This window comes from Arenimonas alkanexedens (genome assembly GCF_054781355.1).
Map to the genome: position 1 here is coordinate 37106 of NZ_BAAGUO010000008.1, position 26341 is coordinate 63446.

General features: G+C 66.6%; 22 protein-coding genes and 2 tRNA genes. 8 read left to right on the plus strand and 16 right to left on the minus strand.

Features of this window, described 5'->3' with window-relative positions; genetic code table 11:
• Nucleotides 1-5: 5 nt before the first annotated feature.
• Complete coding sequence (locus tag ACYVGY_RS12830) at nucleotides 6-1691, minus strand: vWA domain-containing protein (RefSeq protein WP_460457892.1); 1686 nt, start codon at nucleotides 1689-1691, stop codon at nucleotides 6-8.
• Between the two features lie 65 nt (nucleotides 1692-1756).
• The gene (locus ACYVGY_RS12835; RefSeq protein WP_460457893.1) at nucleotides 1757-2305 is read right to left on the minus strand and encodes an RNA polymerase sigma factor; all 549 of its coding nucleotides are present in this window, start codon (nucleotides 2303-2305) and stop codon (nucleotides 1757-1759) included.
• Between the two features lie 90 nt (nucleotides 2306-2395).
• On the opposite strand from ACYVGY_RS12835, the gene ACYVGY_RS12840 reads away from it, so the two are divergent.
• Nucleotides 2396-3841: a diguanylate cyclase domain-containing protein gene (locus ACYVGY_RS12840; RefSeq protein WP_460457894.1), complete on the plus strand. Its 1446-nt coding sequence runs from the start codon at nucleotides 2396-2398 to the stop codon at nucleotides 3839-3841.
• Here ACYVGY_RS12840 and xseA read toward each other — a convergent pair whose 3' ends face one another.
• Nucleotides 3842-5191: an exodeoxyribonuclease VII large subunit gene (xseA, locus tag ACYVGY_RS12845; RefSeq protein ID WP_460457895.1), complete on the minus strand. Its 1350-nt coding sequence runs from the start codon at nucleotides 5189-5191 to the stop codon at nucleotides 3842-3844.
• 105 nt (nucleotides 5192-5296) lie between these two features.
• Between xseA and ACYVGY_RS12850 the strand changes: the two genes are divergently transcribed.
• Both ACYVGY_RS12850 and ispG read left to right on the plus strand, forming a co-directional pair.
• On the plus strand, nucleotides 5297-6928 hold the full coding sequence (locus tag ACYVGY_RS12850) for a hypothetical protein (RefSeq protein WP_460457896.1): 1632 nt from the start codon (nucleotides 5297-5299) through the stop codon (nucleotides 6926-6928).
• Nucleotides 6925-8154 (plus strand): flavodoxin-dependent (E)-4-hydroxy-3-methylbut-2-enyl-diphosphate synthase, encoded by a 1230-nt coding sequence (ispG, locus tag ACYVGY_RS12855; protein ID WP_460457897.1) that lies wholly within the window; start codon nucleotides 6925-6927, stop codon nucleotides 8152-8154. Before ACYVGY_RS12850 ends, ispG begins: the two co-directional genes overlap by 4 nt.
• 6 nt (nucleotides 8155-8160) lie before the next feature.
• Here ispG and ACYVGY_RS12860 read toward each other — a convergent pair whose 3' ends face one another.
• The 7 genes from ACYVGY_RS12860 to ACYVGY_RS12890 form a co-directional block, all read right to left on the minus strand.
• The gene (locus ACYVGY_RS12860) at nucleotides 8161-9030 is read right to left on the minus strand and encodes a DMT family transporter (RefSeq protein WP_460457898.1); all 870 of its coding nucleotides are present in this window, start codon (nucleotides 9028-9030) and stop codon (nucleotides 8161-8163) included.
• 47 nt (nucleotides 9031-9077) lie between these two features.
• Nucleotides 9078-10124 carry a UDP-N-acetylmuramate dehydrogenase gene (gene murB, locus ACYVGY_RS12865; protein ID WP_460457899.1) on the minus strand — a complete coding sequence of 349 codons (1047 nt, stop codon included), beginning with the start codon at nucleotides 10122-10124 and terminating at the stop codon, nucleotides 9078-9080.
• Nucleotides 10121-11158 carry a quinone-dependent dihydroorotate dehydrogenase gene (locus ACYVGY_RS12870; protein WP_460457900.1) on the minus strand — a complete coding sequence of 346 codons (1038 nt, stop codon included), beginning with the start codon at nucleotides 11156-11158 and terminating at the stop codon, nucleotides 10121-10123. Before ACYVGY_RS12870 ends, murB begins: the two co-directional genes overlap by 4 nt.
• Nucleotides 11159-11170: 12 nt before the next feature.
• On the minus strand, nucleotides 11171-11536 hold the full coding sequence (locus tag ACYVGY_RS12875) for a DUF4190 domain-containing protein (protein ID WP_460457901.1): 366 nt from the start codon (nucleotides 11534-11536) through the stop codon (nucleotides 11171-11173).
• A 9-nt stretch (nucleotides 11537-11545) separates the two neighbouring features.
• On the minus strand, nucleotides 11546-13078 hold the full coding sequence (gene amaB, locus ACYVGY_RS12880) for an L-piperidine-6-carboxylate dehydrogenase (RefSeq protein ID WP_460457902.1): 1533 nt from the start codon (nucleotides 13076-13078) through the stop codon (nucleotides 11546-11548).
• Between the two features lie 47 nt (nucleotides 13079-13125).
• A tRNA-Arg gene (locus ACYVGY_RS12885) sits at nucleotides 13126-13202 on the minus strand.
• A gap of 11 nt (nucleotides 13203-13213) precedes the next feature.
• Nucleotides 13214-14206 (minus strand): homoserine kinase, encoded by a 993-nt coding sequence (locus tag ACYVGY_RS12890; protein ID WP_460457903.1) that lies wholly within the window; start codon nucleotides 14204-14206, stop codon nucleotides 13214-13216.
• A gap of 283 nt (nucleotides 14207-14489) precedes the next feature.
• Between ACYVGY_RS12890 and ACYVGY_RS12895 the strand changes: the two genes are divergently transcribed.
• The 3 genes from ACYVGY_RS12895 to ACYVGY_RS12905 all read left to right on the plus strand — a co-directional run bounded on the left by ACYVGY_RS12895 (nucleotide 14490) and on the right by ACYVGY_RS12905 (nucleotide 16597).
• Complete coding sequence (locus ACYVGY_RS12895; RefSeq protein ID WP_460457904.1) at nucleotides 14490-15485, plus strand: transglutaminase family protein; 996 nt, start codon at nucleotides 14490-14492, stop codon at nucleotides 15483-15485.
• Nucleotides 15486-15947: 462 nt separating this feature from the next.
• Nucleotides 15948-16166, plus strand: coding sequence for a hypothetical protein (locus ACYVGY_RS12900; protein ID WP_460457905.1), 219 nt, complete (start codon nucleotides 15948-15950; stop codon nucleotides 16164-16166).
• Between the two features lie 14 nt (nucleotides 16167-16180).
• The gene (locus tag ACYVGY_RS12905) at nucleotides 16181-16597 is read left to right on the plus strand and encodes a hypothetical protein (protein ID WP_460457906.1); all 417 of its coding nucleotides are present in this window, start codon (nucleotides 16181-16183) and stop codon (nucleotides 16595-16597) included.
• A gap of 145 nt (nucleotides 16598-16742) precedes the next feature.
• On the opposite strand, the gene ACYVGY_RS12910 is transcribed toward ACYVGY_RS12905, so the two are convergent.
• From ACYVGY_RS12910 to rnd, 3 genes are all read right to left on the minus strand, one after another.
• Nucleotides 16743-18146 carry an ISL3 family transposase gene (locus ACYVGY_RS12910; protein WP_460457907.1) on the minus strand — a complete coding sequence of 468 codons (1404 nt, stop codon included), beginning with the start codon at nucleotides 18144-18146 and terminating at the stop codon, nucleotides 16743-16745.
• A gap of 175 nt (nucleotides 18147-18321) precedes the next feature.
• Nucleotides 18322-18397 (minus strand) — tRNA-Ala (locus ACYVGY_RS12915).
• 54 nt (nucleotides 18398-18451) lie between these two features.
• On the minus strand, nucleotides 18452-19540 hold the full coding sequence (gene rnd / locus ACYVGY_RS12920) for a ribonuclease D (protein ID WP_460457908.1): 1089 nt from the start codon (nucleotides 19538-19540) through the stop codon (nucleotides 18452-18454).
• Between the two features lie 93 nt (nucleotides 19541-19633).
• Between rnd and ACYVGY_RS12925 the strand changes: the two genes are divergently transcribed.
• On the plus strand, nucleotides 19634-21586 hold the full coding sequence (locus ACYVGY_RS12925) for an SUMF1/EgtB/PvdO family nonheme iron enzyme (protein ID WP_460457909.1): 1953 nt from the start codon (nucleotides 19634-19636) through the stop codon (nucleotides 21584-21586).
• A gap of 20 nt (nucleotides 21587-21606) precedes the next feature.
• Here ACYVGY_RS12925 and phaR read toward each other — a convergent pair whose 3' ends face one another.
• Both phaR and gluQRS read right to left on the minus strand, forming a co-directional pair.
• Nucleotides 21607-22110, minus strand: coding sequence for a polyhydroxyalkanoate synthesis repressor PhaR (gene phaR, locus ACYVGY_RS12930; protein WP_460457910.1), 504 nt, complete (start codon nucleotides 22108-22110; stop codon nucleotides 21607-21609).
• Between the two features lie 101 nt (nucleotides 22111-22211).
• On the minus strand, nucleotides 22212-23108 hold the full coding sequence (gluQRS, locus tag ACYVGY_RS12935) for a tRNA glutamyl-Q(34) synthetase GluQRS (protein WP_460457911.1): 897 nt from the start codon (nucleotides 23106-23108) through the stop codon (nucleotides 22212-22214).
• A gap of 77 nt (nucleotides 23109-23185) precedes the next feature.
• On the opposite strand from gluQRS, the gene htpX reads away from it, so the two are divergent.
• Nucleotides 23186-24085 carry a protease HtpX gene (gene htpX / locus ACYVGY_RS12940; protein ID WP_460457912.1) on the plus strand — a complete coding sequence of 300 codons (900 nt, stop codon included), beginning with the start codon at nucleotides 23186-23188 and terminating at the stop codon, nucleotides 24083-24085.
• A gap of 151 nt (nucleotides 24086-24236) precedes the next feature.
• Here the strand turns inward: htpX and ACYVGY_RS12945 are convergent, their stop codons facing one another.
• Nucleotides 24237-26312, minus strand: a complete 2076-nt coding sequence (locus ACYVGY_RS12945) for an EAL domain-containing protein (RefSeq protein WP_460457913.1) — start codon at nucleotides 26310-26312, stop codon at nucleotides 24237-24239.
• Nucleotides 26313-26341: the final 29 nt, after the last annotated feature.

The following is a 26341-nucleotide window of genomic DNA, read 5'->3' on the forward strand; positions in this document are numbered from 1 at the left end:
TTTGCTCAGTCCTGGCTGATGGCGATCCCGGGATCGCGGGCGGGGCTCAGGCTGCGCGCCTGTGCCAGCAGTTGCAAGAATTCACCACGATAACCCCAGGCGTCCGTGCCGCGGGCACCGCGGGCCAGCGCCTCCACCTGGTCCCAAGTGAAGCCGTTGGTGTTGCCACCGCCGCGCAGCAGATCGGCATAGGCGGCGACCGCGGCTGCGAAGCGTAGGTCTTCGCTGGCCTCGGTGCCCATATCGCCGCGCGTGACGGGGCGTTCCATCAACACGCTTTGTGCGTTGCCCGGCAGTTTGTAGCGCAGCTTCAGGAAAGCGAGCTCGCTGCCCTGCGCAACGGGCGCGGTCGATGCGGCGTAGCGCAGCGGGTCGCTGGACTCGCAGCCCATGCCGACCAGGCAGACCTCGTACAGCGCGGTGACGTCGTGGCCGGCGCCGATCTCGCCGGCATCGACCTGGTCGTTGTTGAAGTCTTCGCGGGCCAGTACCCGGTTTTCGTAGCCGATCAGGCGGTACTCCGCGACCTGGGCGGGATTGAATTCGATTTGGATCTTCACGTCGCTGGCGATGGTGAGCAGGGTCGATCCCATCTCATCCACCAGCACCTTCCGGCCCTCCATCAGCGTGTCGATGTAGGCGTGGTTGCCGTCGCCCAGGTCGGCCAGCCGCTCGGCAAGGGCGTCGTTGTAATTGCCCATGCCGAAACCGAGCGTGGTCAGTGCGACACCGGATTCGCGCCCCTTCTCGACCTTGGTTTCCAGCGCCCGCTGGTCGTAGATGCCGACGTTGAAGTCGCCGTCGGTCGCCAGCACGATCCGGTTGACGCCGCCTTCGATGAAGGCCTGCTTGGCCATTGCATAGGCCAAATCGATGCCTTGGCCGCCATTGGTGGAGCCGCCGGCCTGCAGCTGGCCCAGGGCCGCCAGGATTTCGCCGTGGCGATCACCCGGCGTGGGCGGCAGCACGAGGCCGGCGCTGCCGGCGTAGACCACGATGGAAACGCGGTCCTGGGCGCGCAGCTGGGTCACCATCTGCCGGAAGCTTTCCTTGAGCAGGGGCAGCTTCTCGGGGGAGTTCATCGAGCCGGACGTATCGATCAGGAACACCAGGTTCGACGCCGGGAGCTGCGCAGCGTCAACTTCGTAGCCTTGGATACCGACCTGCATCAGCAGCCGCTTGGGATGCCAGGGAGAAGGCGCGAGCTCGGTGCGCACGCTGAAAGGCTGGCTGCGGTCGGTCGGCGGCACGTAGCCGTAGTCGAAGTAGTTGATCATTTCCTCGACCCGCACGGCGTCCTTGGGCGGCAATTGGCCCTGGCCGAGCATGCGGCGGACATTGCTGTAGCTGCCGGTATCAACGTCGATGGAGAAGGTGGAGACGGCGTTCTGGTCGGTGCGGACGATGCCGTTGTCTTCGAACTCGGCGTATTTTTCGGTGTTCGGCGCGGTCGCGGGCAGGGCTATCCCGGGCTGCGGCGAGGGCATCAGCGACGGCGCCTCCGGCGGGGCTTGCCTGAGCGCGTACTGGTGCGACTGGGTTTCGTTGATCCGCGAGCCGGAAACCGCGATGGCGTCGAGGGTGGCCGAGTCGGCGGCGCTCGCCGCCTGCTCGGCACGGACGTCCTCGTATTTCTTGCCGCAACCAGAGGCGACGGCGAGGGCAAGGCAGCTGATCAGTAGCGGGCGCATGGTGGAGCTCCTGTCTGGGGTGGTGCCTTGTTCAACGCGCCAGTGGCGCAAACGGGGTTGAGCGCTCATGGCCTCAGCCTCGCGCGTAGCTTGTCCATCGCGTAGCGCAGGCGGGACTTCACGGTTTCCCGGCCGACGCCGGTGATCTCGCCGATCTCCTCCAGGCTCAGCTCTTGCTCCAGGCGCAGCAGTATCACCTCGCGCTGGTCGTCCGGCAGTTCCTCCAGCGCCAGTTGAAGGCGCCGGCGCTCCTCGAAGGCCGACAGGCTGCGTTCGGGCGAATCCGGGTCAGGAATGCGTTCGGCCAGCTCGGTCGCGTCGCCGGGCGCCTCGGGACGGTGCTGTTTGGCCCGCCAGTGGTCGGTGACCCGGTTGTGGGCGATCTGGTACAGCCAGGTCGTGAACTTCGCTTCCGGGCGATAGCGTTCGCGGGCGGTGATCACGCGTTGCCAGGTGTCCTGGAAGAACTCTTCCGCCAGTGCGGTGTCGCGTACCTGTCGGGCCAGATGCCGGAACAGCGGCCCCCGGTGGCGCGAGTACAGGGTCTGGAATGCGGCGACGTCGCCGGTCCCGTAGGCCAGCATCAAGGCTTCGTCGGTGGGTTCCTCCTGCATGGGTCGAAGCCTACGGACTTTGGGCATGCGGGAGAAGTCGGTCAGCCGAGGTTGTCCATGCCCGTGCTGTCCGGGTCTACAATTCCGGGCATGGCCATGCGTCTCCTTCTCGACAGTCACGACGACAGTGGTCCCACCGGCCCCCGGGGCGGCTGGCTGCGTCCCGGTCGGCATTGGGTAGCGGCCCTGCTGGTATTGGCGCTGGGGCTGGCTTTCAGCTTCAACGCCCTGGAGACCGAGCGCGCCCGCGCCTTCAGCGAGCGGCAGGCGGCGGTGCAAGCCGAGTTGTCCAATTTCCGCGCACGACTCGAAACCGACATCTATGCCAGCGTTGCCCTGGTGCGGGGCCTGGCGGTGCAGGTGGTCCTGCACGAGGGGATTTCTGAGCTCGAATTCCAGGCGATTTCGGAACAGCTGCTGCGGGGCCAGCCGCAGATCAACACGCTGGCGCTGGCGCCCGGTTTCGTCATCACCAGCATCTACCCACTGGCTGGCAACGAGGACGCGCTGGGCCTGGACCTACTCGCCGATCCCGACCAGAAGCAGGGCGTGATGCAGGCCATCCGACTGGACGAGCCCGTGCTCGCCGGCCCGTTCGAGGCCGTGCAGGGCGGCCAGGTGCTGGCGGTACGCATCCCGATGTGGGTGAGCGTGGACGACGCGCCCCGGCTCTGGGGTGTCGTCACCATGGCCTTGGACCACGAGCGCATGCTCCGCCGCGCGGGCATCGACAAGCTGGAGAAAGACCTGCTGATCTCGATCATCGGTCGCGATGCTGCCGGCCCCGGCGGCGCGCCGATCCGCGGTGCGCGTCTTCCGATCAATGCCCGCGCCGTCAAGGTCCCGGTCTTCCTGCCCGGCGGCAGCTGGCTTATCTCGGCGGTGCCGCGGGAGGGCTGGCATGACCGCGAGCTTTGGCTTTCGCCGCTGTTCCTGCTGCGCCTGGCCCTGGGCGTGCTGGCGGCGCTGGCGGTAGCCAGGATCCTGCACGATCGTGAGCGGATCCGGCACTTGGCCGGCGTCGATGCACTGACGCAACTACCAAACCGACGTTGGGCCTTGCGTCACCTCGACCGCATGATCGCCCGCGGGCGCCGTGGCGGCGATGGCTTTGCGCTCCTGTCGCTGGATCTGAACAAGTTCAAGCCGGTCAACGATACCTATGGCCATGCCGCCGGCGATATGGTGTTGGCCGAGCTCGCCGAACGACTGGTGGAGGCCGTGCGGCCGGGCGATATGGTCGCGCGCATGGGCGGCGATGAGTTCCTGGTGCTGGTGCCGATGGGCCCGGACATGGATCAGGAGGCGGTGCGCGCGATGGCGGCGCGGCTTCGAGAGACGGTTCAGCAGCCGATTTCGGTGGGCCAGCATTCGGTCGACGTGGGCACCAGTGTCGGCATTGCTCAGTTTCCGGCGGACGCTGACAGCGCCGAACTGCTGCTGCACCGGGCAGACGAGGCGATGTATCTGGCCAAGCAGGGTGGCGGCGCGGGCATTACCTTCCACAAGGCATCGCCGGCGCCATCGGACGACTGATCAGTCGTCGCCCGGCTCAACCCGCAGCTGCAGTTTTCCGTCCGCCATCTGCGCCTGAAGCCGATCCCCCGGCCGAACCTGGTCAACGCGCCGCACCAGCTTGCCGCTCTTGTCGTCGCGCAGGATGCTGTAGCCGCGCGCGAGCGTGGCCAGCGGGCTGACGCTGGCCAGCGCGCGCATCAGACCGACCAAACGCAGCTGCCTCGGCTCCAGGACGCGCTTGGGGATCGTGGACAGCTGTTGTCCCAGCATCTGCAGGCGATGGCGATGCGCCTGCAGGCGCCTGCTCGGATGCTGCTGGTCCAGGCGACGCAGGATGCGGGCGCTGCGCTCGGCTCGCAGGGCCAGGCTCTGGTCCACTGCCTGACCCAAGCGATGCGCGAGGGCGGCCAGCCGCCCGCGACCGCGCTCGAGCCTCAGCTGCGGACGCAGCGCCTGCAGCTTCAGGAAGGCCTGGTCGGCACGCTGGGCGCGCGCGGTGTGCATGCGCTCGAAAAGTGCCTGCAGCTGGCGGCGACGCTGGGACAGCCGTGCCATCAGTTCGCCGCGTTCGGGCACCAGGAGTTCGGCGGCGGCCGAGGGCGTGGGTGCACGAAGGTCCGCGGCGAAGTCGCTCAGGCTGGTGTCGATCTCATGCCCCACGGCCGACACCACCGGTACCGGCGAGGCGGCGATGGCACGCGCCAGGGCTTCGTCGTTGAACGCCCACAGGTCTTCCAACGAGCCGCCGCCGCGTGTCAGCAGCAGCACGTCATATCGACCGGAGGCCACGGCGCGGCGAAGCATGTCCAGGATCTGCGCAGCGGCGGTGTCGCCCTGCACGGGCACCGGCAGCACGTCCACGGGCAGCAGCGGGAAGCGCCGGCCAAGCACGCTCAGGACGTCGCGAACCGCGGCGCCGCGCGGTGAGGTGATCACGCCCAGGCGACGCGGGAAGGCCGGCAGCGACCGCTTGCGATCTGTCGCAAACAGACCCTCGGCGGCGAGCCGCGCCTTGAGCTCTTCGAACGCGCGCCGCAGTTCGCCCTCGCCGGCCTCTTCCATATGATCGAGCACCAGCTGGTAGTCGCCGCGGGCTTCGTAGAGCGTGAGCCGGCCGCGCGCCAGTACCAACATGCCGTCCCGGGGGGCGAAGCGCAGGGTCTGGGCCTTGGCCCGGAACAGCGCGCAGCGGACCTGGGCCCGTTCGTCTTTCAAAGTGAAATAGGCGTGCCCGGAGGCCGGGCGCGAGAAATTGCTGATTTCGCCTTCGACCCAAACCTGCGGAAAGCTGCCCTCAAGCAGGTCGCGCGCCAGCGCATTGAGCTGGGACGGGCGCAGGACCTGGCGTTCGCGGGCAAGCTGAGACATGGGCGGCCGGGAGGATGGCCGGACAGGATACCCCGGGGCGCGGACGGCCGGGGTAGGGCGCGGGCACCGGCCCGGTCTAAACTGTGCGGGCCACGAGGAAACCCCATGAGCGATAGCTACCAGCGGCTTTGTGAAGATTTGCCCGCCGCCACCGGCGGCGCCGGCTTCGCGCCGGAACCAAGAAAGGTGAAGGCCTGGGTTGCTGCGCTTCCGCGCGCCAACGCCCTGGCCACCGAGCAGGAACTGTCGCGGGCCCTGACCAGCCTGGCCTCGCAGCGGCTCGATAGCGGCGCCCGGCTCGGTGCGCTGGAGGAGTTGCGCGGCGTCGCGCTCGAATCGATTTCCCTGCTCGAGCGCCAGTTCAACGCCAGTCCGCTTCCGCTTCCGGCCGATGCCGCGCGCGCGGCGGCGGTCGCCGAATCCTTCCATGTGCTGCTGGCGCAAGGCTATCGGCGCGCCGCGGCCGACCTGTGTGCGCCGGCGGGAAATATTCCTTTCCTGCGCGGTGGTTCGGTGCTGACCGCGCTCGAGCGAGCGGCCTGGCACTATGCGCGGGCGCTGGCGATGGCCTGGCGCATCTATCGTCCGGCCTCCGTCGGTGTCTGGCAGGGACTGCATCGCGTCCACCGTTTCGCCGTACAGCTCAAGCTCGACCGCAAGGTCGCCGAGGACAAGCTGGGCGGCGCCAGTACCGACGTGAATACCCTTTATGTCCAAGCACTGCTGTTGGCGGCGGTGAATCCTTACGCCTTCGGTCAGATTGAGCAGGACAGCCTGTGGCCGATTGCCCGCGCTTTCACCGGACGCTGTGGCCTGGTCGAGCAGACGCCGGACGAGCTGGCGCCTGCGGTGCCCGATGATGCCGACCGCGGCCCCGGGGCCGGGGAAGAGTCGCACTCCATGTGGCTCGACTTGCGCGCCTTCGCCGATGAAGTCGAGCGCGCGTTGTCGCGCGTGCGCGATGGCCAGTCCGAGATAGTTCCTGCCGCGGGTCAAGGTTTCCGGGTGGGCAACGACCTGTTGATCCGCTTGCGCCGTGCCTTCGGGCAGATCGCCGCGCGCGGCCTGGTGCGTCTGCCGGCCGGTCATCGCCTGGACACGGTGCTGGGCCTGAGTGGCCTGCATTACTTCCTGGCTGGACAACGTGACTTTGACACCTTCATGAAGCAGTCGGCGCAGGGCACCGTGCACGTGGTGGCGGGTGCGGCCTGGACCCAGGGCGCCGCCAACATGACCAAGGTGCCGCGCTTCACCGGCAAGGTGCTCGACCAAAGCCTCGGCGGATATCGCATGGTCTGGGCCAGCGCCGAGCAGGCGCGTGCCCGCGTCGGTGAGTTGGTGGGCTTGAACTTCGGCGATGAAGGCGAAGAGCAGGTCTGGATGGTGGGCGTGATGCGTTGGCTGCGCTACGAGGATGACGGCAGTTTGTCCGCCGGCGTTGAGCTGGTGTCGCGGCGCTCAAGCGCGGTGGCCCTGCGCGTGGTCAGCGCCGACGGCGGCAACCGCCAGGTCAGCCGCGCGATCGAAGTGTTTCCGATCGACGGTACGCCGGGTCGCTGCTTCATCGCCAACGCGGCGATCGAGTCCGGAAGCCGGGTCGAAGTGATTCATGATCTCTCCAGCCACTTCCCTGAACTCGCGCGCACCGGCGCCGACCTGCTGCCCGACGTCGAGGTGCTGGTGAATGCCGGTGACTATGTGCTGCTCGGTGAACGCCAGCCGGAGGCCGCCGCATGAGTGAGGCTCGCGCACAGTCGCGTCGCGATACCCGCGGCGTTGTCGTCGGCGGCGTCCAGATTGGCGGCGGCGCACCGGTGGTGGTGCAGTCCATGACCAATACCGATACCGCCGACGTCAATGCCACCGTCAAGCAAGTGGCTGAGCTGTGGCGCGCCGGCTCTGAGCTGGTGCGGGTGACGGTGAACAACCCCGAATCCGCCGCGGCAGTACCGCGTATCCGCGACAAGCTCGCCATGATGAACGTGCCGGTGCCGATCGTCGGTGACTTCCACTACAACGGCGACCGCCTGCTGGCGGCCGAGCCGGCCTGCGCCGAGGCGCTGGCGAAGTACCGCATCAATCCCGGCAATGTCGGTTTCGGCAGGAAGCGCGATACCCAGTTCGCCGCCATTGTCGAAAAGGCGATCGAGTTCGGAAAGCCGGTTCGCATCGGCGTGAACTGGGGCTCCCTGGACCAGGCGCTTGCCGCCCGACTGATGGACGAGAACGCCGCCCGCGCCCAACCCTGGGACGCCGCCCGCGTGCTGCGCGAAGCACTGGTGGTGTCGGCGCTGGAATCGGCCGCGCGCGCGGTCGAGATTGGCCTGGCGCCTGAGCGCATCGTGCTTTCGGCCAAGGTCAGCGGTGTGCAGGAACTGATCGCCGTGTATCGCGACCTTGCGGCGCGCTCAGATTTCGCTCTGCACCTGGGTCTGACCGAGGCCGGCATGGGCAGCAAGGGCATCGTTGCGTCCGCCGCCGCGCTCGCGGTGCTGATGCAGGAAGGCATCGGCGACACGATCCGGATTTCGCTAACGCCCGAGCCCGGCGCGTCGCGTACCTTGGAAGTGCAGGTCGCCCAGGAGCTGCTGCAGACGATGGGCTTGCGTGCGTTCACGCCGCTGGTCACCGCCTGTCCCGGCTGCGGACGCACCACCTCGGAGTTCTTCCAGGTGCTGGCGCAACGCGTGCAGGAACACGTGCGCGCACAGATGCCGGTGTGGAAGCTGAAGTATCCGGGCGTCGAGAATCTGTCGCTGGCCGTGATGGGCTGCGTGGTGAACGGCCCGGGTGAATCCCGTCACGCCGACATCGGTATTTCTTTGCCCGGCACCGGCGAAGCGCCCTCGGCGCCGATCTTCATCGACGGTGAAAAGGCCATGACCCTGCGCGGCGAAAACATCGCCGACGACTTCGTGGGCGTGATCGACGACTACGTGGCCCGACGCTACGGCGGGGCCTGAACCGGCTCAGCGCTGCTGGGTGCCCGGATTGATCTCGGGGTCGGTAACCGCCTGCCGCGCCAGCCGCGCCTCGCGTCGGGCGATGTAGACGTTGGAGCCGAAGATGATCGCGGCGCCCAGTACGGTCCAGCGGTCGAGCACTTCGTTGAACAGGAAATAGCCCAGCACCGCCACGACGAGTACCTGCAGGAAGCTGATCGGCGTGAGCATCGAGGCTTCGCCCAGCTTCAGCGCACGCGTCCAGAGCATGTGCGCGGTCGTGCCAAGGAAGCCGGCCAGCACGATCCAAAGCCAGGTGATGCCGACCGGCATCTGCCAGACCATCAGCGCCGGCACCAACGACATCGGTACCCAGATCATGGTGGTGTAGAGCACGATCGCGTCAGGGTGCTCGGTGCGCGACAGGAACTTGATGCTGATCGCCGCGCTGGCGCTGGCCAGGGCCGCAAGCACCGCGACCAGGCTGCCGGCGGTGAAGTCGTCGCTGCCCGGTCTGACGATCACCAGTACGCCAAGGAAGCCGACCGTGACCGCCGTCCAGCGGCGTGCGCGCACCACTTCGCCCAACACCAGCACCGCGGCGATGGTCACGAACAGCGGGCTGGAGTAGGACAGCGCGATCGCCTGCGCCAGCGGCAAGTTAACGATCGCCCAGAAGCCAGCCAGCATCGACACCATGCCGATCGCGCAGCGGCCCAGGTAGAAGCCCAGCTTGTTGGTGCGCAGGATGGAGGGGCCGTGCCGGAACAGGATCGGCAGGATGAACACCAGGCCAAAAAAGTTGCGGAAGAAGGCGATCTCGAAGGCGTGCAACTGTTCCGAGGCGAGCCGGATGCAGACCGCCATGATTGCGAACAGCACGGTGCCTGCGGTCATCAGCGCGACCGCGCGTGGCACATCCGCGGGGCGGTTGCCGACGGCGCTCACGCGGCGTCGTCGAAGCGGGCGCCGATGATGCGCGGCTCGGGTTCCAGCGCCACGCCGAAGCGCTCGCGCACCGACGCCGCGATCCTGCGTGCCAGCGACAGCAGCTGTGCGCCGCTGGCCTGACCGTGGTTCACCAGCACCAGGGCGTGCTGCTTGGCGACCCCGGCATCCCCCTCGCGGAACCCGCGCCAGCCGCAGGTTTCGATCATCCAGCCGGCCGAGAGCTTTTGGTGCCCGGCGGGGCCGGGGAAAACCGGCAGGGCCGGATGCTCGGTCTTGAGGGCTTCGGCCTGGCTCGTGTCCACCAGCGGATTCTTGAAGAAGCTGCCGGCATTGCCCAGCAGCGCCGGGTTGGGCAGCTTGCGGGTCCGCAGGCGGCTGATGGCCTCGGCGACGTGCACTGCCCGCGGTGTCGCCACCCCCATCGCCGCCAGCTCTTCTTTCACGCCGGCATAGTCGAGCCGCAGCTCGCGCTGGCGCGGCAGGCGAAGCTCTACCGCGGTGACCACCCAGCGGTCGGCCTCGCGCTTGAAGATGCTGTCACGGTAGCCGAAGGCGCAGTCTTCGCGGGCCAGGCGCTTGATCTGGCCGGTGTCGCGCTGGAAGGCCTCGACGGCCTCGATGAACTCACCGACCTCGACGCCGTAGGCGCCGATGTTCTGGATGGGCGAAGCGCCCACCGTACCGGGGATCAGCGCCATGTTTTCCAGCCCCACCAGCCCGCGGGCCAGTGTCCAGCCCACGAGGTCGTTCCAGGCCACGCCGGCGTCGGCCCGGACGAGGGCACTGTCGCCGTCGTCCTGGACGATGCGTAAGCCAGCCATCGTCAGGCAAATCGCCACGCCGGGGAAGTCGCCGGCAAAGAGCAGGTTGCTGCCTTCGCCCAGCACCAGCAGCGGGTCGTCGCGCAGCGAAATCATCTCGAACAGCTCGGGCAGCGCATCGGCCTGCGACACGTCCGCCATCGTCGCGGCGCGGGCAGCGACGCGGAAGGTGTTGCGGCCGGCGAGGGATACGTTCTCCGCCAGCTGGTAGCCGCTCATGCCGGGCGGCCCTCGCGTCGCCGTCGGATCGCGTCCACGCATTCGCCGATCAGATCGGGGCCGCGATAGATCAGGCCGGTATAGAACTGCACCAGCTGGGCGCCGGCGGTGATCTTGCCGGCCGCATCGGCACCGCTGAGGATGCCGCCGACGCCGATGATGGGGATGCTTTCGTCCAGCCGCGCGCGCAGTCGGCGCATTACCGCGGTTGATTTTCCATACAGCGGCTGGCCGGACAGGCCGCCGGCTTCCTTCGCCAGCCGGTGGCGCTCGACGGGCAGGCGGTCGACGGTGGTGTTGGTGGCCACCACGCCGTCCACCCGCATGTCGCTGAGCACGCGGGCGCAGGCGTCGATGTCGTCATCGGACAGGTCCGGTGCGACCTTCACCAGCATCGGCACGCGCTTTCCGTGCTGGCTGGCCAGCTTTTCCTGGGCTTCGCGCAGGCCGCCGACCAGCTGCCGCAGCGCCTGCTCTTCCTGTAGTTCGCGCAGGCCGGCGGTGTTGGGCGAGGAAATGTTGACGGTGACGTAGTCGGCCAGCGGATACACCCGCTCAAGGCAGTAGGCGTAATCCTGCAGCGCGTCCTCGTTGGGCGTGTCTTTGTTCTTGCCAATATTGATGCCGAGCACGCCCTGCTTGCGGCGCGCCCTGGAGACGTTGGCGACCAGGGCGTCAACGCCGTCGTTGTTGAAGCCCAGGCGATTGATGACCGCATTGTTTTCCGGAAGGCGGAACATGCGCGGCTTGGGATTGCCTGCCTGCGGCTTCGGCGTGGTGGTCCCGACTTCGACGAAGCCAAAGCCCAGCCCCAGCAGCGCGTCCACGTGCGCGCCGTTCTTGTCCAGGCCCGCAGCGCAGCCCACCGGATTCGGGAAGTTGAGCCCGAAGGTCTTGGTGGGCAGCGGCTTGTGCCGGCTGGCGAGCAGCGGGCTCAGGCCGGCGCGGTAGGCGGTCTCGAGCGCGCGCAGGCCCAGGTCGTGGGCCCGTTCGGCATCAAGATGGAACAGGAAGGGGCGGGCAAGGGCATACATCGAGCCGGTTCCTCAGAGTTGGCCGCTCATGCCCAGCAAGCCGAGCAGTACCGCCAGGCCGCCGAAGAAGAAGATGACGACCAGTATCGTCACCACCGTCAGCGCGATCGCGGCCCAGCCCAGGATCAGGCCGGCGATGGCGAGTCCGTCGCCCTCCATGCCGCCCTGACTGCGGCGGATTTCGCCCCGGGCCATATGGCCGCAGATCACGGCGGCCAGGCTGCCCAGCCAGGGCAGCAGGGTCCAGCCCAGGATGCCGCTGACCAGCGCGATGATCGCCAGCGTGCTGGTCGGACGCCCGACCGGGGCCGGGACCGTGTCCGGCGCCGGAGCGGGCGCCGGGGAGGGCGGGGAAGGCGGCAAGGTGGGCTCGGACATGGTCATTCCTCAGAGGTCGAACTTGATGCCCTGGGCCAGCGGCATCGAATTGGAGTAGTTGATGGTGTTTGTCTGGCGACGCATGTAGACCTTCCACGCGTCAGAGCCCGACTCGCGGCCACCGCCGGTCTCTTTCTCACCGCCGAATGCGCCGCCGATCTCGGCGCCCGAGGTGCCGATATTGACGTTGGCGATGCCGCAGTCCGAACCGGCCGAGGCCAGGAACTGCTCGGCCGCCCGCAGGTCGGTGGTGAAAATGGACGAAGACAGGCCCTGGGGCACGGCGTTCTGCATTTCGATGGCCTCGTCCAGGGTCTTGTACGGCATCGCGTACAGGATCGGTGCGAAGGTCTCGGTCTGCACGACCTCGGCGCTGTTGGCCAGGCCGGTGATCAGGGTCGGGAGCACGAAGTTGCCGGGACGGTCGATGCGGGCGCCGCCGGACTCGATCTTGCCACCCGAGGCCTTGGCCTTGGCCACGGCGTCGAGATAGGCGTCAACCGCGTCGGAGCTGTTGAGCGGGCCCATCAGGTTGGCGGCGTCGGTCGGGTCGCCGATCTTGGTCTCGACCTGCTTGAAGGCGGCAACCAGCTTGGTCACCACGTCGGCATAGATGGACTCGTGCACGAACAGGCGGCGGGTGGTGGTGCAGCGCTGGCCGGCGGTGCCGACGGCGCCGAACGCGATGGCGGGGATCGCCAGCTTCAGGTCGGCCGAGGGGTCGACGATGATGGCGTTGTTGCCGCCCAGCTCAAGCAGGCTGCGGCCCATGCGGCGCGCGACGCGCTCGCCGACCATGCGGCCGACCTTGGTCGAACCGGTGAAGCTGACCAGCGCGATGCGCTTGTCGTCCACGAACGACTGGGCCAGGTCGGTGCCGCCGTCGTTGAACAGGAAGAAGATGTCCTGGAAACCGCCGGCACGCAGGGCTTCATTGCAGATTTTCATCGAAGCAATGGCCGACAGCGGGGTCTTGGGCGAGGGCTTCCAGATGCAGATGTCGCCGCAGACGCCGGCCACGAACGCATTCCAGGCCCATACCGCGACCGGGAAATTGAAGGCCGAGATGATGCCGACGATGCCCAGCGGCTGGTACTGCTCATACATGCGGTGGCCCGGGCGCTCGGAGTGCATGGTCAGGCCGTAGAGCTGGCGCGAGAGACCGACGGCGAACTCACCGATGTCGATCATCTCCTGGACTTCGCCGTCGCCCTCGGGCTTGGACTTGCCCATTTCCAGCGCAACCAACGAACCCAGCGCGTCCTTGTGCTTGCGCAGCGCGTCGGCGCACAGGCGGATGGCTTCGCCGCGCTTGGGCGCCGGCGTGGTGCGCCAGATCTTGAAGGCGGCCTGGGCGCGTTCGACGATGAGGTCGTAGTCGGCCTGCGACGACGCATGGACCTTGCCCAGGACCTCGCCACTGCTGGGATTCACCGGCTCGATCACGCCGGCGTCGCGGGTTTTGGACCACTCGCCGTGGCCGAGGTAGGTACCGGATTCCAGCTCGGACAGGCCGAGCGAGGTGAGGACGGGATGGGTCATGGTGTGCTCCAGTTGCAGACGGCCCGGTGACGGGCCTTAAGAAAGAATGGCGGCCCCGATACGATTCGAACGTACGACCTTCCCCTTAGGAGGGGGACGCTCTATCCAGCTGAGCTACGGGGCCAAGCCGGAGAATTATCGCAGAAACACCGGGTTGGCCCCAATGCTGCCGGTCGGGGGCAGCAGTGCGGCGGCGGGCCCGGCCAGCGGCGAGACGAAACCGTCGCTGCCAAGGCCTGCCCGGGAAAACGCCGCCTGCATCTCGATGACGGCCCGGTGCGCACTGGCCCGGTCCTCGCACCAGGCAAAAACGCTGGGCCCGGCACCAGACAGGCTGGCACCCATCGCACCGGCCGCCAGCGCGGCCTGTTTCACCGCCGCGAAGCCCGGCACCAAGGGCGCGCGACGCGGCTCCACCAGCTCGTCGCGCAGCCCCGCCCGCACCAGCCCGGCGTCGCCGCGCTCGCAGCCGAGCAACACTTGGGAAAGATTCGCGGTTTGTCGCACCAGGTCGGCCAGCGGGTAGGGCGCCACCAACACTTCGCGGGCACGCAGGGTTTCGAGCACGAAGTGCGGATGTACCAAGGCGCAGTGCCAGGCGGCCGGTGACGACAGCCGGATCAGCCGCTCCGGCGTGGCCAGCACCAGCCCGCCGAGCAGCATGGGTCCGACGTTGTCGCCGGTGCGGGCGCCGCTGGCCACGGATTCACCGGTCAGCGCATGCGGGTAGAGGGCCTCGCGCGGCAAAGGCGTCGCCAGCAGCGCGTTGGCCGCGACCAGCGCCGCCACGCAGGACGCGGCCGACCCGCCCATGCCCGAACCCAGGGCGATGCCTTTGTCGAGCTCGAGCTCGAAGCCGTGTCCGGGGTCCTGGGCCTGCAGCAGGGACAGCAGGGCGGCGCCGGCGGTGTTGGCGGAGGGCTCGCAGGGGAGTTCGGTGACTTTTCCGCGAATCGCAACAATGCGGACGCCGGGAGCGGAAGACACGCGCACGGTGGCGATGTCACCGGCGCCCTCGAGGCTGTGGCCCAGTAGATCGAAACCCACCGCGACATTGCCTACCGAAGCCGGTGCAAAGGCGCGGGCGACCTGGGGTGCGGCGTTGGCGGGGCGGGCGACTGTGGTCACGCAGGGCAGCTCGGCAGCGGGGCCGTCATATTGCCCGAGACGCGCGCAGGCGGCGCATTCACTGGGTGAAGATTCGCGGGGCGAAAAAAAGAGGCTATTTGGATTCCAGTGTTGATTCGACTGGCCAGCCTTCAGATGGGTTTGGGTCGGATCGAGTGTTGGCGCGGTGGATTCCGAGAAAGGCGATCCGTGCTGCCCGTGTGGATTTTTCTTCCGCCAAGCGGTTGAAGGCCCCCGGCCAGACCGCCTACGATGGCCGGGCCTTCACTACTCGCAGGTCCAGATGAGACTGATCGTGGCGTTCTTCGCCTGCCTGCTCGCCCTATCGCCTGCGTCAGCATCGGATCCGGGGCTGGCTGGCTTGAAACCCATTGAGTCGATCTTGGAGCGCCGGGATGGGGAGGTCGACCTACTGGAAGCCAAGCTGGCCATCGATCACCTGATTTCGCCAGAGGCGGCGCCAGCTGCGGTCCGCCTGCAGATTGACGCCTTGGTCGCCAGCGTGAAGGCCCGCATTCCTGCCGGTGCGTCGAACCTCGGCAAGATCAATGTGCTGCTGTCGACCTTGTACGAGCCAGGCCCCTGGAATGGCGGCAGGCCGTTCCAGTACGACTTGGATGACCCGCTGGGCCGAGACCTTCAGAACAAACTGCTCTCGGTCTATCTGACGACTCGCGAGGGAAACTGCGTCTCGATGCCAATCCTCTTTGCGATCCTCGGCCAGCGCCTAGGCCTGCCGGTGACACTCGCGACCGCACCCAGCCACTTGCTTGTCAAGTTCCGCGGTGACGATGGCGCTTGGCTGAACGTGGAGGCCACGGCGGGCGGCTTCAAATATGACAGCAGCTACGAACGTGAAACGGGCATTTCATCTCGGGCCATCGAAACAGGTATTTACCTGAGGCCGCTTAGCGGCCGGGAATCCGTGACGGTAATGATGAGCTCGTTGATGGAACACTATGGCAAGACTGGCCTACAGAGCCAGCGCATCGCAGCGGCGGACCTTGCCCTCAAGGTCGATCCGCGCGATGTGGTGGCCATGCAGCATAAGGGTGCGGCCTATTATCTGATTTTCCAGGAGCGGTTCGTACGCCGGTATCCGGATCCGAACCAAATTCCGGCCAGTCAGCGGGCTGAGTTCGTCGCGATTAACCAGGAGAACCTGCGCTGGTATGCTGAGGCAGAGCGGCTCGGCTGGACACCACCGTCGCCGGAGCAGGAAGCACGGTACCTAGAATCGATTCGGCGTGAGAAAAAGACCCGTGAGGCGAGGAACTAACCGATGAAGGCGAAGAGTTCAGTTGTGATGACCGGCATCCTGGTCATGATCTGCGGAGGCGCCGAGGCTCGTTTCTTGTCCGTAGACCCGGTAAAGACGGATCAGCGGGACGGCGCAAACTTCAATCGCTACTGGTACGCCAATAACAATCCCTACCTATACACCGACCCTGATGGTCGCGCTCCAAAGGGGTGCGGCGACGGATCTTGCGAAGGAGTCATGATCTCCGGGCCGCTGGAGTTTCGGAAGGGTGTCCGTGCGAACCTTGAGGCAGTAAGGGCTGCTGATCCTGAGAATGCTAGGCGGATATCAACACTCGAGGGCTCACGGTTTGCGCACCGAATCGTGCCGCACTCGCGCGAACCGGAAGCTGGAGGAAGGCCTGCAAACCGGTCGAATGGCGGACCCGACGAGCACGGAAACATACAACCCGATGGTTCACGAGGCCCAGGCGTTGGGAGCGTGACTGCCTACGATCCGAATCAAACCGTTCCGGGAGGAATTGAAGGCTCGGGTACTCCCGCAAGCATCATTGCCCACGAGGTTGCCGGGCATGCGTATGACCGAGATCAGGGCCAACTGGACACATCGGTGAATCCGATCACTTTGGAAAGAAAATCGGAGGAATCTGCCAAGGCTGTCGAGTATCGCCATATTGAGGGCGCAACGAAGACGAAGTAGTGGAGTAAAAACCGATGCGAACTTGTGTGCTTTTCTTGGCGGGCTTTCTGCAAGTTGCGCTCGCCGGATGCTCCTCCGGGGAGAGCACTTCAGATGAGCCTGTGGAACTTTTGGTTCCATTCGCCGATGCGACTGCGAATGATCCGCCGCTGTGTCGCCTTAAGTCCGGCAGGCCCGCAACAGGCGAGGCGATTGACCAGCTACGCAGTCAGGCCGAAACTGATTTGTCAGCGCGAAAGCCGGGCATGAATTTCGACTTTGAACGCGCCATGGCTGGGCCAATGCCTGGTCAAGCAAGTTTGCTTTTCGCCAACCTCACCTATTTGGATCAATACTACGTTTACGTGAGCAACATCGACGAAAGACGCTTGGAAAGAGTCTATCGAACCGGTGGAATTTACTACCCCGAGGCGAATTGCGAGCCGGGATGAGATTCCGTTTCACCTGCTTTGGTCGTATGCTGACGGCATTCCAGCAATCTCAGGCTCGCAAGCTGTGCGGATATGTTGGTTGCATGCCGCTAGTGGAATAGAAAATTAATGGGCGGGCGAGCAACGGTTGAAGCCTTAACCTTCGCTAGGTCTCAGCAGAGAAATCCCTAACGAGCGCCTGTAGTTCGTCAGCAATTTCAGGGTTCCCGATATCGAAGTAGCCTTCGTCCACCAGCCGCTCGACCCGCGCAAAGGCTGGCCCTCGACGTGTCTGCTTGGGAACTGTCGGGACGTGTGTCGAGCGGTAGTGAGCAGTTACTCGGCTGTATCCTAGCGCGCCTGAACCACCACCGCTCGCCAGCTCGGCGTCATAGTCCGACAGGTCGACTGCCTGCCCCCGCTTGCCGTAAAGCAGCTTCACTCGCATGACTTCAAACCCGTAGCCGCGCCCCGTCCGCTGGAGCAGTTTGGAGATGCCGTTCGCCGCCTCGGTGAACGCGTTCGTATACCGGTGCTCAAAGTAATTCAGGATGATCTCGCGGCTGTTGGAGACCGCAAGGGTCACCGACCGGAAATAGCCCGACAGTTCTCTCGGCAACCCGTCCAGCCAGCCATCCAGCGCCTGCTCGGCGCTACTTCGGTCGGGGGCATCGTATATCCGCAGGAACGACTCTTTCGCCTCGTAGGCGGCTACCAGGATCGGGAAGGGCTGTAGGGTCTCAAGCACACGCTGGCGCTCAGCCTCGGAGAGCGTGCGATCTCGCTGGGCCAGCAGGCCCCGCTTGCGGAACATCCCGAGCCGGTCGCCGGTATCGAGGCCCTTGCGGGCCGCCACGTGCGCCTTGTCGAAGGCGTCCTGCGCCAGCCGGGCGACATGGTAGCGGTCGGCCACGCGTACGGCCTTCGGCAGGTGCTTGCCAATCGCCGTAACGAAACCCAGGTGCAGGTCCATGGCGACCACCTTCACCAGGTCCTTGTCGGGGAGCTGCGCCAGGTAGGCATTCAAGGGCTTGGCCTTTCGCGAAGGCAGCATGTCGAAATATTCGCGCCGCTCCAAGTCCGTCAGGACAGTACACAGGACCCCGGCTCGCTTGGCCTCATCGATCCCCATGATTCGTGGCGTGGCGATCGGGTGGTTGTCCCTGAGCCACGAGGAGAAGTCCAAGAAAACGCCACGCACGGTCTGCACGTCAACGGCCACGTCGCGGGCGACGTCAGCGAAGGTACGGATCAGCGAGTCCCGCGCGATGTAGTGGACCAAGCGCTGGGTCATGTTGCGCTTCACCGAGAAACCCAGCAGCGGCTCGAAGAAGGTCTTCTTGCAGACGCGGCAGCGGTAGCGACGACGGTGGAACAGGATACGGACTGGCTGGCCGCGAATCGGAGCATCCGCGAATGCCTGCTCCCGGGAATCATGCCGGTACGGGTCAGGTGCCTTGCAGAGCACGCATACATCTGGCTCTTCGAGCACCTCCGCATCGATAAGTCGAACTCCGTCAGCCACCTTCGACGACAGCGACTTGATGTTCTTCAGGTCCAGCAAATCCATGGGTTGGAATCCACACTGTAATCCATGACAGCATGTCACTGGATCACGTCAGTTTCAACACCGGATTCCATGACAGCTACTTCAGCCGGCAGTTGATCCTAGATCCCAACTCCACACCGTATTCCAAAAAGCCAAAAAAGAAAGGCCGGACACAGGGTCCGGCCTTTCGGAATCGTGGTGGAGAGGATGGGGATCGAACCCACGACCTCATCGATGCGAACGATGCGCTCTCCCAGCTGAGCTACCCCCCCACAGAAGGTCCGCGAATTATACGGATGCCGCGTCGCCGTGGCTAGCCGTCCGATTCAGGCGGGCGGGATCATCGGGGCCAGCACAGGTTCGAGCAGTTCGCGCCGCCAGCCGGCCAGGGCGCCGGGCCAGCCGCGGCCCTCCAGCAGGGCCTCGAGGTGGCGGCGCGCGCACAGCAGACCCTCGGGCAGACCGTGCGCCTGCGCCACGGCCGCCACGGCCTCCTGCATCGCCTTCACCTTTTGTTTGTCCAAGGTGTCGACCTTGAGCAGCGGGATGGCGAGGTCTTCGGCCGCCAGCGCCGCGTTGACGACGTCGAACAGCGCGCCGCGCGACTTGCGAGGGGCCTTGGGATGGCGATCAAGGATGGCGTTGAATTCGCGCTGGTCACTGGTCGGGCGTCGGGCCAGCGAAACCGCCAGCTCGTTGTCGATGATCCAGCTCTTGGGCTTGTCGCTGCGGCGCGCCTCAAGGTCACGCCAGCGAAGAATCCGGCACAGGCGTGCCTGGCCTTCGGTATCGAGCCCCTGTGCGCTGCGCAGGGCCAGGTGCGGCCAGGGATCTTCGCTTTCGTTGGCGGCGTTGGTCAGCGCGCGGTCGGCGTCGGCCTGGCGCCAGGCATGGCGATCCAGCTCGGCGAGCTTGGCGTCCAGCAGCGCATGCACGGCGTGCAGGTGGCGGACGTCGTCGGCGGCGTATTCGTGCTGGGAATCGCTCAGTGGGCGGCGCAGCCAGTCCGAGCGGGTCTCGCCCTTGGCCAGGGTGACGCCGGTGACCTGCTCGACCAGCTTCTGGTAGCCCAGGCCAGCGCCCATGCCGGCCAGGGCCGCGGCCACCTGGGTGTCGAACAATGGCATCGGCAGGGCGGCACAGCCGCGCTGCAGGGCCTGCAGGTCTTCGCTGGCGCTGTGCATCAGCTTGGTTACCGTCGGGTCCACCAGCAGCGGCCGCAGGGCAGCGTCCATGCCGGGGACCAGCGGGTCCACCAACAGGATGTCGTCGGGGATGGCCAGCTGCACCAGGGCAAGCTGCGGGTAATAGGTGCGTTCACGGATGAACTCGGTGTCCAGCGCCACCAGGGGCTGGCCAGACCAGCGGTCCAGGCGTTCGGACAGGGCTTGCGGGGTGTCGATCCAGAGGCTCAAGGGCGGGGACTGTGGTTGCCAGAAGCCGGCACCTTAGCCTAACTTCGGCCCGACCACGTCCTCTCGGCGCTTGCCGGGCGCCATCGAGCGAAGATGAAACAGACCCAGACAATCCTTTTCACCGCCGGCGTGCTGGCCTGCCTCCTGCTTGCCGGCTGCGGTCGCGAGGACGCGCCCGATGCGGCGGCGCCGGCTTCCGCGGTGCCGGCAACGGTGGACCCGGCCGAGTTGGAAGCGGGCATCGACATCGAGGAGGCGCCGGCGGGTCCTGCGCCCGAGGTGCCGGCCTGGTCGCCGGCCATCGCGCCGGTGGCGCCACCCCAGTTCCGTGAAACCCTGCGCGTCGCCGGCGTAGCGATCGAGGAAGGACGGCTGGTGGCGGCGCTTTCGGTGCCGCCTTCACCCCTGCCTGTCGCGGTCGCGGAGACAGGGTCGGCAGAGGCCGATCCGGAGTCACAAACGACGGCGGTCGAGCCCGAGGATCCGGGCGCGCTCGAGCTCTATCTGGGCATCGTGGCCACCGAAGCCGAGCACAAAGAGGCCAATGCCGGCATTGATGCCATCACCACCCAATTGATCGGGCAAGGCAGGATGGCCTTGACCGAAGGCCGCGTGCTCGAGGGCCAGCAGCTCGAACGCGTAGTCGCTCGGGCGCGACCCCAGCACCCCGACCTGGCCGGCTACCGCACCGCCATCGAATCGGCGCTGCGGGCCCAGACCCTGGCGCGGCTCGGCGACACCCGCGTGCGTGGCAACCGCATCTTCAAGCCCGAGGGCAAGGGGGCGGTGGTCGCTTATCGTGAGGCGCTGCAGACCTTCCCAGACTTCCTGCCGGCGCGCGACGGACTGGCGCGGCTGCAGGCCACCTGGCTGAACCGGGCGCTGATGGCGGCCCAGGACGGCGACTATCCCGAGGCTGAACGCCTGCAGGCGGAAGCCGCGCGCATCCTCGCGGATTCGCCGGCGCTGCAGGACATGGCCGCGCGCATCGTCGAACTGCGCCAGCTGCGCACCGAGCAACTTCTGGCCCAGGGGGATGCCGCCGTGGACGCGCTCGATCTCGAGCTGGCGGCGCGACGCCTGGCCGAGGCCGAGCGCGCCTCGCTCCAGTCCCGCGGCCTGGATGCCTTGAACGAGCGCATCGAACTGGCCCGGCACTACGGACGGTTTCGTCCGGGCCAGGTGTTCAGCGACTCGCTGGCAGCCGGCGGGGAAGCGCCCGAGATGGTGGTGCTGGCCCATGGCCGGTTCCGCATGGGCTCACCCGAATCCGAGCCCGATCGTCACGACAACGAGGGCCCCCAGCACGAGGTCGCCTTCGACCGCGGTTTCGCGATGGCGCGCAACGAGGTCACCGTCGGCGACTTCGCGCGCTTTGTCGAAGCCACGCAGTACCGCAGCGTCGCGCTGCGTCGCGGCCGTTCCACCGTCTATGACGAACGCGGCGGCGTGATGAGCGAGCGCCGCGGCGTTGACTGGCGCAGCGACCACGCTGGCCGCAAGGCCGCGCCCGAGCTGCCGGTGGTGCATGTGGCCTTCGAAGACGCCGAGGCCTATGTTGCCTGGCTTTCCGCCCAGACCGGTGCACGCTACCGGCTACCCACAGAAGCCGAGTTCGAGTACGCCCTGCGCGGTGGTCGGGACGAGGCCTACGCCTGGGGCGATGGCGCGCCGACGCGCGTGGTCGGCAACCTCACCGGTGACGGCGACCAGTCGCGGCTGGGTCGGCGCTGGTCCAACGCCATCCCCGACTACAGCGACGGGCACTGGGGGCCGGCACCGGTGCGCAGTTTCCCGGCCGAAGCCTTCGGCACCTTCGACATGGCCGGCAATGTCTCGGAATGGGTGCAGGATTGCTGGCACGATAGCTACCGCCGCGCGCCAGCCGACGGCAGCGCCTGGGTGAACCCGGGTTGCAGCGACCGCGTCATCCGCGGCGCGTCCTGGGCAAGCACGCTCGACCGTGCCCGGTCCGCCTACCGCCAGCTCAGCGCCGCCGAAACCACGCATGCGAGGCTGGGCTTCCGGGTGGTCCGCGACATCTGATGCCTTGGTTTACGCCGGCGTCAGCGCTGGCGTGACTTGGCGGCGGATTTCACCCGCGGCTTGGCCCGCGACTTCGGCGGCGGCGCTGCGACGCTGCCGAGCCCGCTCTGAAGGGAGCGCCAGATCTCGAGATTGCGTTCGGCCAGCTGGTTCAGCAGGCCCCAGGGCGTCTGCCCGACCAGGTTGCCGACATGGCCGCGGAACTGCTGCTGCTGGTCGAGGAAATACTGCAGGCTGCGCTCAAGGAAGCCGCCGAGCAGTCCCTGCAGGGAGTCACCGCGGAAACGGATCACCTGGGTCAACAGTTCGTTGGTGAAGATCGGCTGCCCGCGCTCTTCGTGCTCAGCGATGATTTGCATCAACACGTTGCGGGTGAGGTCGTTGCCGGTCTTGGCGTCGCGCACCTCGAATTCTTCGCGATCCACGATCAGCTGGCGGACGTCCTCCAGGGTGATGTAGCTCGAGATGCCCGTGTCGTAGAGACGGCGGTTCGGATACTTCTTGATGACGCGGACCTTCGACATGAGCACACCACACGTTCAGGCCGCCGCGGCGACGTTGGGGGCTGAAGCATCCCTCAGCGAGCGCGGTCATGCAAGCCGCGTTGGCCGGCTTTGCCGCGCCTTCACGTAGCGTCGTCAGGCGCGCTTACGGGGTGGTCGGTAGTGGCGGGTATGCGTGCAGGATCGAAGCGCGTCGCGGCACGCAGCAGCGCGGTGGCCGGTGCACCGACGCCATCGAGCGCCTCCGCCGACTGGCCCAGGAAGCGCCAGGCCGCGCGCAGTGCCGGCCACGGAGCATCGTCGTCAATCGGCAGGGACTGCAGCGACTTGCCCAGTTTGCGGCCCTCTGCATCGCGCACCAGCGGCAGGTGCGCGTAGTTCGGGGATGGCAATCCCAAGCGTTGCTGCAGCAGGATCTGGCGGGGCGTGGAGTCGAGCAGGTCGGCGCCGCGCACGACGTCGGTGATGCCTTGCTCGGCGTCGTCAACGACCACCGCAAGCTGGTAGGCCCAGCAGCCGTCGGCGCGGCGCAATACGAAGTCGCCGACGTCGGTCGCCAGGTCCTGCTGATAGTGACCCTGCAGCGCGTCGTCAAAAGCGATCTTCACCACCGGAACCCGCAGGCGAATGGCCGGCACCCGCGCCGGGTCGCCGGGCCCCAGGCATTGCCGGTGGATGCCACCCACGGCTTCGAGTTCACTGCGGCTGCAGCGGCAAGGAAATGCGTCGCCCGTTTCGAGCAAGCGCGTCAGTGCGGCCTGGTAGCGTTCGCCACGCTCGCTCTGGCGAAGCACGGGGGCATCGGATGGCATGCCGAACGCGGCCAGGGTGTCCAACTGGCGCTGGGCGGCCCCGGGGACTTCACGGGGCCGGTCAATGTCTTCCATACGGACGATCCACGTCCCCCCGGCGCGGCGGGCCATCATCCAGCTGCCCAGGGCCGCGACCAGCGACCCGAAATGAAGCGGCCCGGTAGGCGAGGGGGCGAAACGGCCGCGGTAGGGGGGCGTTTGAGTCATGGTGACTTGAAATTCACTCGATCAGATTACATTTATCACGCAGGCCGCGTCCGGCGGTCCCTTTGAGAATCCTAACCATGTTCAAGCGTATCGCTCTCTTCCTTGCCACCAACCTCGCCGTGATGGTGCTGCTTGGCATTGTCCTGAGCGTCCTGCAGGGCGTGTTCGGGGTCACGCTGGGCAACAACGGCGTGCTGCTGGTGTTCGCGGCCATCTTCGGCTTTGGTGGCTCGCTGTTCTCGCTGGCCATCTCCAAGTGGATGGCGAAGCGCACCACCGGCATGCACCTCATCGAACAGCCCCGCAACGAAGGCGAGGCGTGGCTGTTGAATACGGTCAAGCGCCAGGCCGAGGCCGCCGGCATCAAACTGCCCGAGGTCGGCATTTATGACGCACCCGAGATCAACGCCTTCGCCACCGGCCCAAGCCGCAACAACTCGCTGGTGGCGGTTTCGACCGGCCTGCTGCGGGCGATGGATCGCGACGAAGCCGAGGCGGTTCTGGCGCACGAGGTCAGCCACGTCGCCAACGGCGACATGGTCACCATGGCCTTGATCCAGGGCGTGCTGAACACCTTCGTGATCTTCCTGGCGCGCGTGGTCGGCCGGATAATCGACTCGGCGATCAGCGGCAACCGCGAGGGCGGCGGGCTGGCCTACTACGCGATCGTGTTCGCGCTCGACATTCTGTTCGGCCTGTTCGCTTCGGTGATCGCGATGTGGTTCAGCCGCTGGCGTGAATTCCGCGCCGATGCCGGCGGCGCCCGCTTGGCCGGCCGCGAGAAAATGATTGCCGCGCTCGAGAAGCTGGCCCGCACCTACGGCCAGAGCACGCTGCCGAGCCAGGTGCGTGCGTTCGGCATCTCGGGCAGCGTCGGCGGCGGCGTCAAGCGGCTGTTCATGACCCACCCGCCGCTGGCCGAGCGCATCCAGGCCCTGCGCGACGCGCCCATGTCCGAGGCCACCGTGCGAACCTGAGGCACGCCGCTACGTGGTAAATAAAAAGGGCGCCCCGATAACCGGGGCGCCCGTTTTTTTTCCGCCGAAGTTGCGCCGGCATGTGAGCCTCGGCGCGACGAAGCTTCAGTGTCCCGGCCTATCCATCGGCAGCCGCCCTGGCTGGACGGTCTTAGCCGAAATCGTAGTTCATCGTTGGACCCGCGGCGGCCAGGAAGTTGCCCTCCACGAAGTCCATTCCCATTCCGAACAGCGCGCTCATGGTGGTGGCGTCGGAGACGAACTCGGCCACCGTCTGCTTGCCCGCGGCGTGGGCCTTGTTGACGATGTCGCGGACCTGCTTCTGAATGTCGGGGTTCTTGCCCATCTCGGTGATGAAGCTGCGGTCGATCTTGAGAATCGCGGGATCGAAGTGAGTCAGCATCTGGAACGAGTTCAGGCCGGTGCCGAACTGCTCCAGGGCCAGGCGACAGCCCAGCAGCGAGACCGCCTTCTGGAACGACTGCAGTGATTTGAGATGGGTGAAGACCTTCGACTCCGGGATCTGCAGCACCAGCCGGTCGCCCGGCACGCCGTGGGCCTTGAGCTGCTCGGCGATGTGCTTTTCAAGACCGCCCTCGACCAGCGAGGCCGGGGTGATCTTGACGAACAGGTTGGTGTGCTTGCCTTCCTTCATGCGTTCGGCAATGACGCCGATCGCGCGACTGATGACCCAGCGATCGATGTCGTCAAGCAGACCGTGCTCTTCGGCGATGGTCAGGTAGGTCATCGGCGGGATGACTTCGCCGCCGGGGCCCTTCATGCGCAGGTAGACGTCGTAATTCTCTTCTTCGGCGCCGGTGAGGCTGATGATCGGCTGGTAGTGCAGCACGAACTGGTCGCCGGCCAGGGCTTCGCGAATGCGCTGCACCCAGGCCTGGATGCGCTCTTCCTCGGCGCGGTCGCGCGCGGCGGGATCGAAAATCTCGACCCGGTTGCCGCCCATGCCGACACAAGAGGCCAGGCACTGGCTGGACTTGCCCATGACCTGCGAGACCGAGGCGATCTTTTCGCCGATCTGTACGCCGCCGACGCTGACGCCGGAATTCACCGAGCGATCGCCAACCTCCAGGATATGGCCGTGGAAGGCTTCGCGAATGCGTTCGGCCTGCGCGAGGCTGAGGGTGTGGTCGTGGGAAAGGCACAGCACGGCGAAGCTGTGGTCGCTGATGCGCGCCGCCACGGTCTCCGCGTCCAGCGCCGTGGACAGGCGGTCGGCGATGCCCTTGATCAGGTCGTCCGCGGCCGCCAGGCCGATTTCGCCCACCAGGTTTTCGTAGTGGTCGGGTTCGACCAGCAGGAACGCTTGCTGGCCCTTGCCCTCGGTTGCCCGCACCACGGCCGATTCAAGCTCGGTCATGAAGTGCTGGCGATTGAACAGGCCGGTCAGGGCGTCGCGCTGGCGCAGCGTGTCGAGCTCCCTGACCATGTCCGGGTCCACCGTCTGCTGGCGGAACACGATCTGCAGGCAGGACTCGCCCTCGTAGGTGGCGTGGGTGAACTCCATGACCGCATCGAAGGTGCTGCCATCGCTACGCTGCGCCTGCAGCTCCATTTGCCGCGGCGGCGATTCGCCCTTGCTCAGCTTCTTGAGCAGCTGTTTGAAGTTCTCGGCGTACTTGCCGCTGATCAGGTCCAGCACCGACAGACCTTCGATCTCGTCGAAGTTCTCAAAGCCGAACATCTCGAGGTAGGCGTCGTTGGCGCGGATATGCATGCCTTCATGCACGTAGGCGATCGGGTCACGCGAGGAGGCGATCAGCGCATCGCAGCGGCGCTCGGTTTCGCGCAGCGACGCTTCCAGATGGCGCAGGCCGCGGCGGGCGAGCAGGGCGGCGAACTCGCTGCGGACCACGGCCTGGACGTGCTCCGGGCGATTGCGCAAGGCGATGTCGCGAGTGCCGGCGGCGAGGGCGGCCAGCGCGGTCTTCTCGTCGAGCACGGTGGTGGAGCTGAGCACCGGGATGTCCTTGCCGGTGGCGTTGACCTGCTCGACCACGGTGGCCAGCGGCAGGTACTTCGCCTCGATCGAGGCCAGCACCATGTCCACGCTTTGCGAGCCGAGCAGGCTCACCAGTTCCTCCTCCGACTCCGGTCGCTGCGGACGCACCGCCATACCTCCGTTTCGCAGGTGGCTGATCAACTGTTCCGCGTCCTCCAACCGGTCTTCGACCAGGAGCAGGCGGATCACGGCATCCTGCTGTGCCATCGAGGGGTGCTCCTTTATCGATCAAGGGC

Coding starts and splice junctions, on each gene's coding strand:
- ACYVGY_RS12840 (WP_460457894.1), top strand. CDS start 2,396: ATGGCCATGCGTCTCCTTCTCGACAGTCACGACGACAGTGGTCCCACC.
- phaR (WP_460457910.1), bottom strand. CDS start 22,110: ATGTCGAAGGTCCGCGTCATCAAGAAGTATCCGAACCGCCGTCTCTAC.
- ACYVGY_RS12835 (WP_460457893.1), bottom strand. CDS start 2,305: ATGCAGGAGGAACCCACCGACGAAGCCTTGATGCTGGCCTACGGGACC.
- ACYVGY_RS12905 (WP_460457906.1), top strand. CDS start 16,181: ATGCGAACTTGTGTGCTTTTCTTGGCGGGCTTTCTGCAAGTTGCGCTC.
- amaB (WP_460457902.1), bottom strand. CDS start 13,078: ATGACCCATCCCGTCCTCACCTCGCTCGGCCTGTCCGAGCTGGAATCC.
- ispG (WP_460457897.1), top strand. CDS start 6,925: ATGAGTGAGGCTCGCGCACAGTCGCGTCGCGATACCCGCGGCGTTGTC.
- htpX (WP_460457912.1), top strand. CDS start 23,186: ATGTTCAAGCGTATCGCTCTCTTCCTTGCCACCAACCTCGCCGTGATG.
- murB (WP_460457899.1), bottom strand. CDS start 10,124: ATGAGCGGCTACCAGCTGGCGGAGAACGTATCCCTCGCCGGCCGCAAC.
- ACYVGY_RS12870 (WP_460457900.1), bottom strand. CDS start 11,158: ATGTATGCCCTTGCCCGCCCCTTCCTGTTCCATCTTGATGCCGAACGG.
- ACYVGY_RS12830 (WP_460457892.1), bottom strand. CDS start 1,691: ATGCGCCCGCTACTGATCAGCTGCCTTGCCCTCGCCGTCGCCTCTGGT.
- ACYVGY_RS12945 (WP_460457913.1), bottom strand. CDS start 26,312: ATGGCACAGCAGGATGCCGTGATCCGCCTGCTCCTGGTCGAAGACCGG.
- ACYVGY_RS12910 (WP_460457907.1), bottom strand. CDS start 18,146: ATGGATTTGCTGGACCTGAAGAACATCAAGTCGCTGTCGTCGAAGGTG.
- xseA (WP_460457895.1), bottom strand. CDS start 5,191: ATGTCTCAGCTTGCCCGCGAACGCCAGGTCCTGCGCCCGTCCCAGCTC.
- gluQRS (WP_460457911.1), bottom strand. CDS start 23,108: ATGACTCAAACGCCCCCCTACCGCGGCCGTTTCGCCCCCTCGCCTACC.
- ACYVGY_RS12850 (WP_460457896.1), top strand. CDS start 5,297: ATGAGCGATAGCTACCAGCGGCTTTGTGAAGATTTGCCCGCCGCCACC.
- ACYVGY_RS12875 (WP_460457901.1), bottom strand. CDS start 11,536: ATGTCCGAGCCCACCTTGCCGCCTTCCCCGCCCTCCCCGGCGCCCGCT.
- ACYVGY_RS12895 (WP_460457904.1), top strand. CDS start 14,490: ATGAGACTGATCGTGGCGTTCTTCGCCTGCCTGCTCGCCCTATCGCCT.
- ACYVGY_RS12925 (WP_460457909.1), top strand. CDS start 19,634: ATGAAACAGACCCAGACAATCCTTTTCACCGCCGGCGTGCTGGCCTGC.
- ACYVGY_RS12860 (WP_460457898.1), bottom strand. CDS start 9,030: ATGACCGCAGGCACCGTGCTGTTCGCAATCATGGCGGTCTGCATCCGG.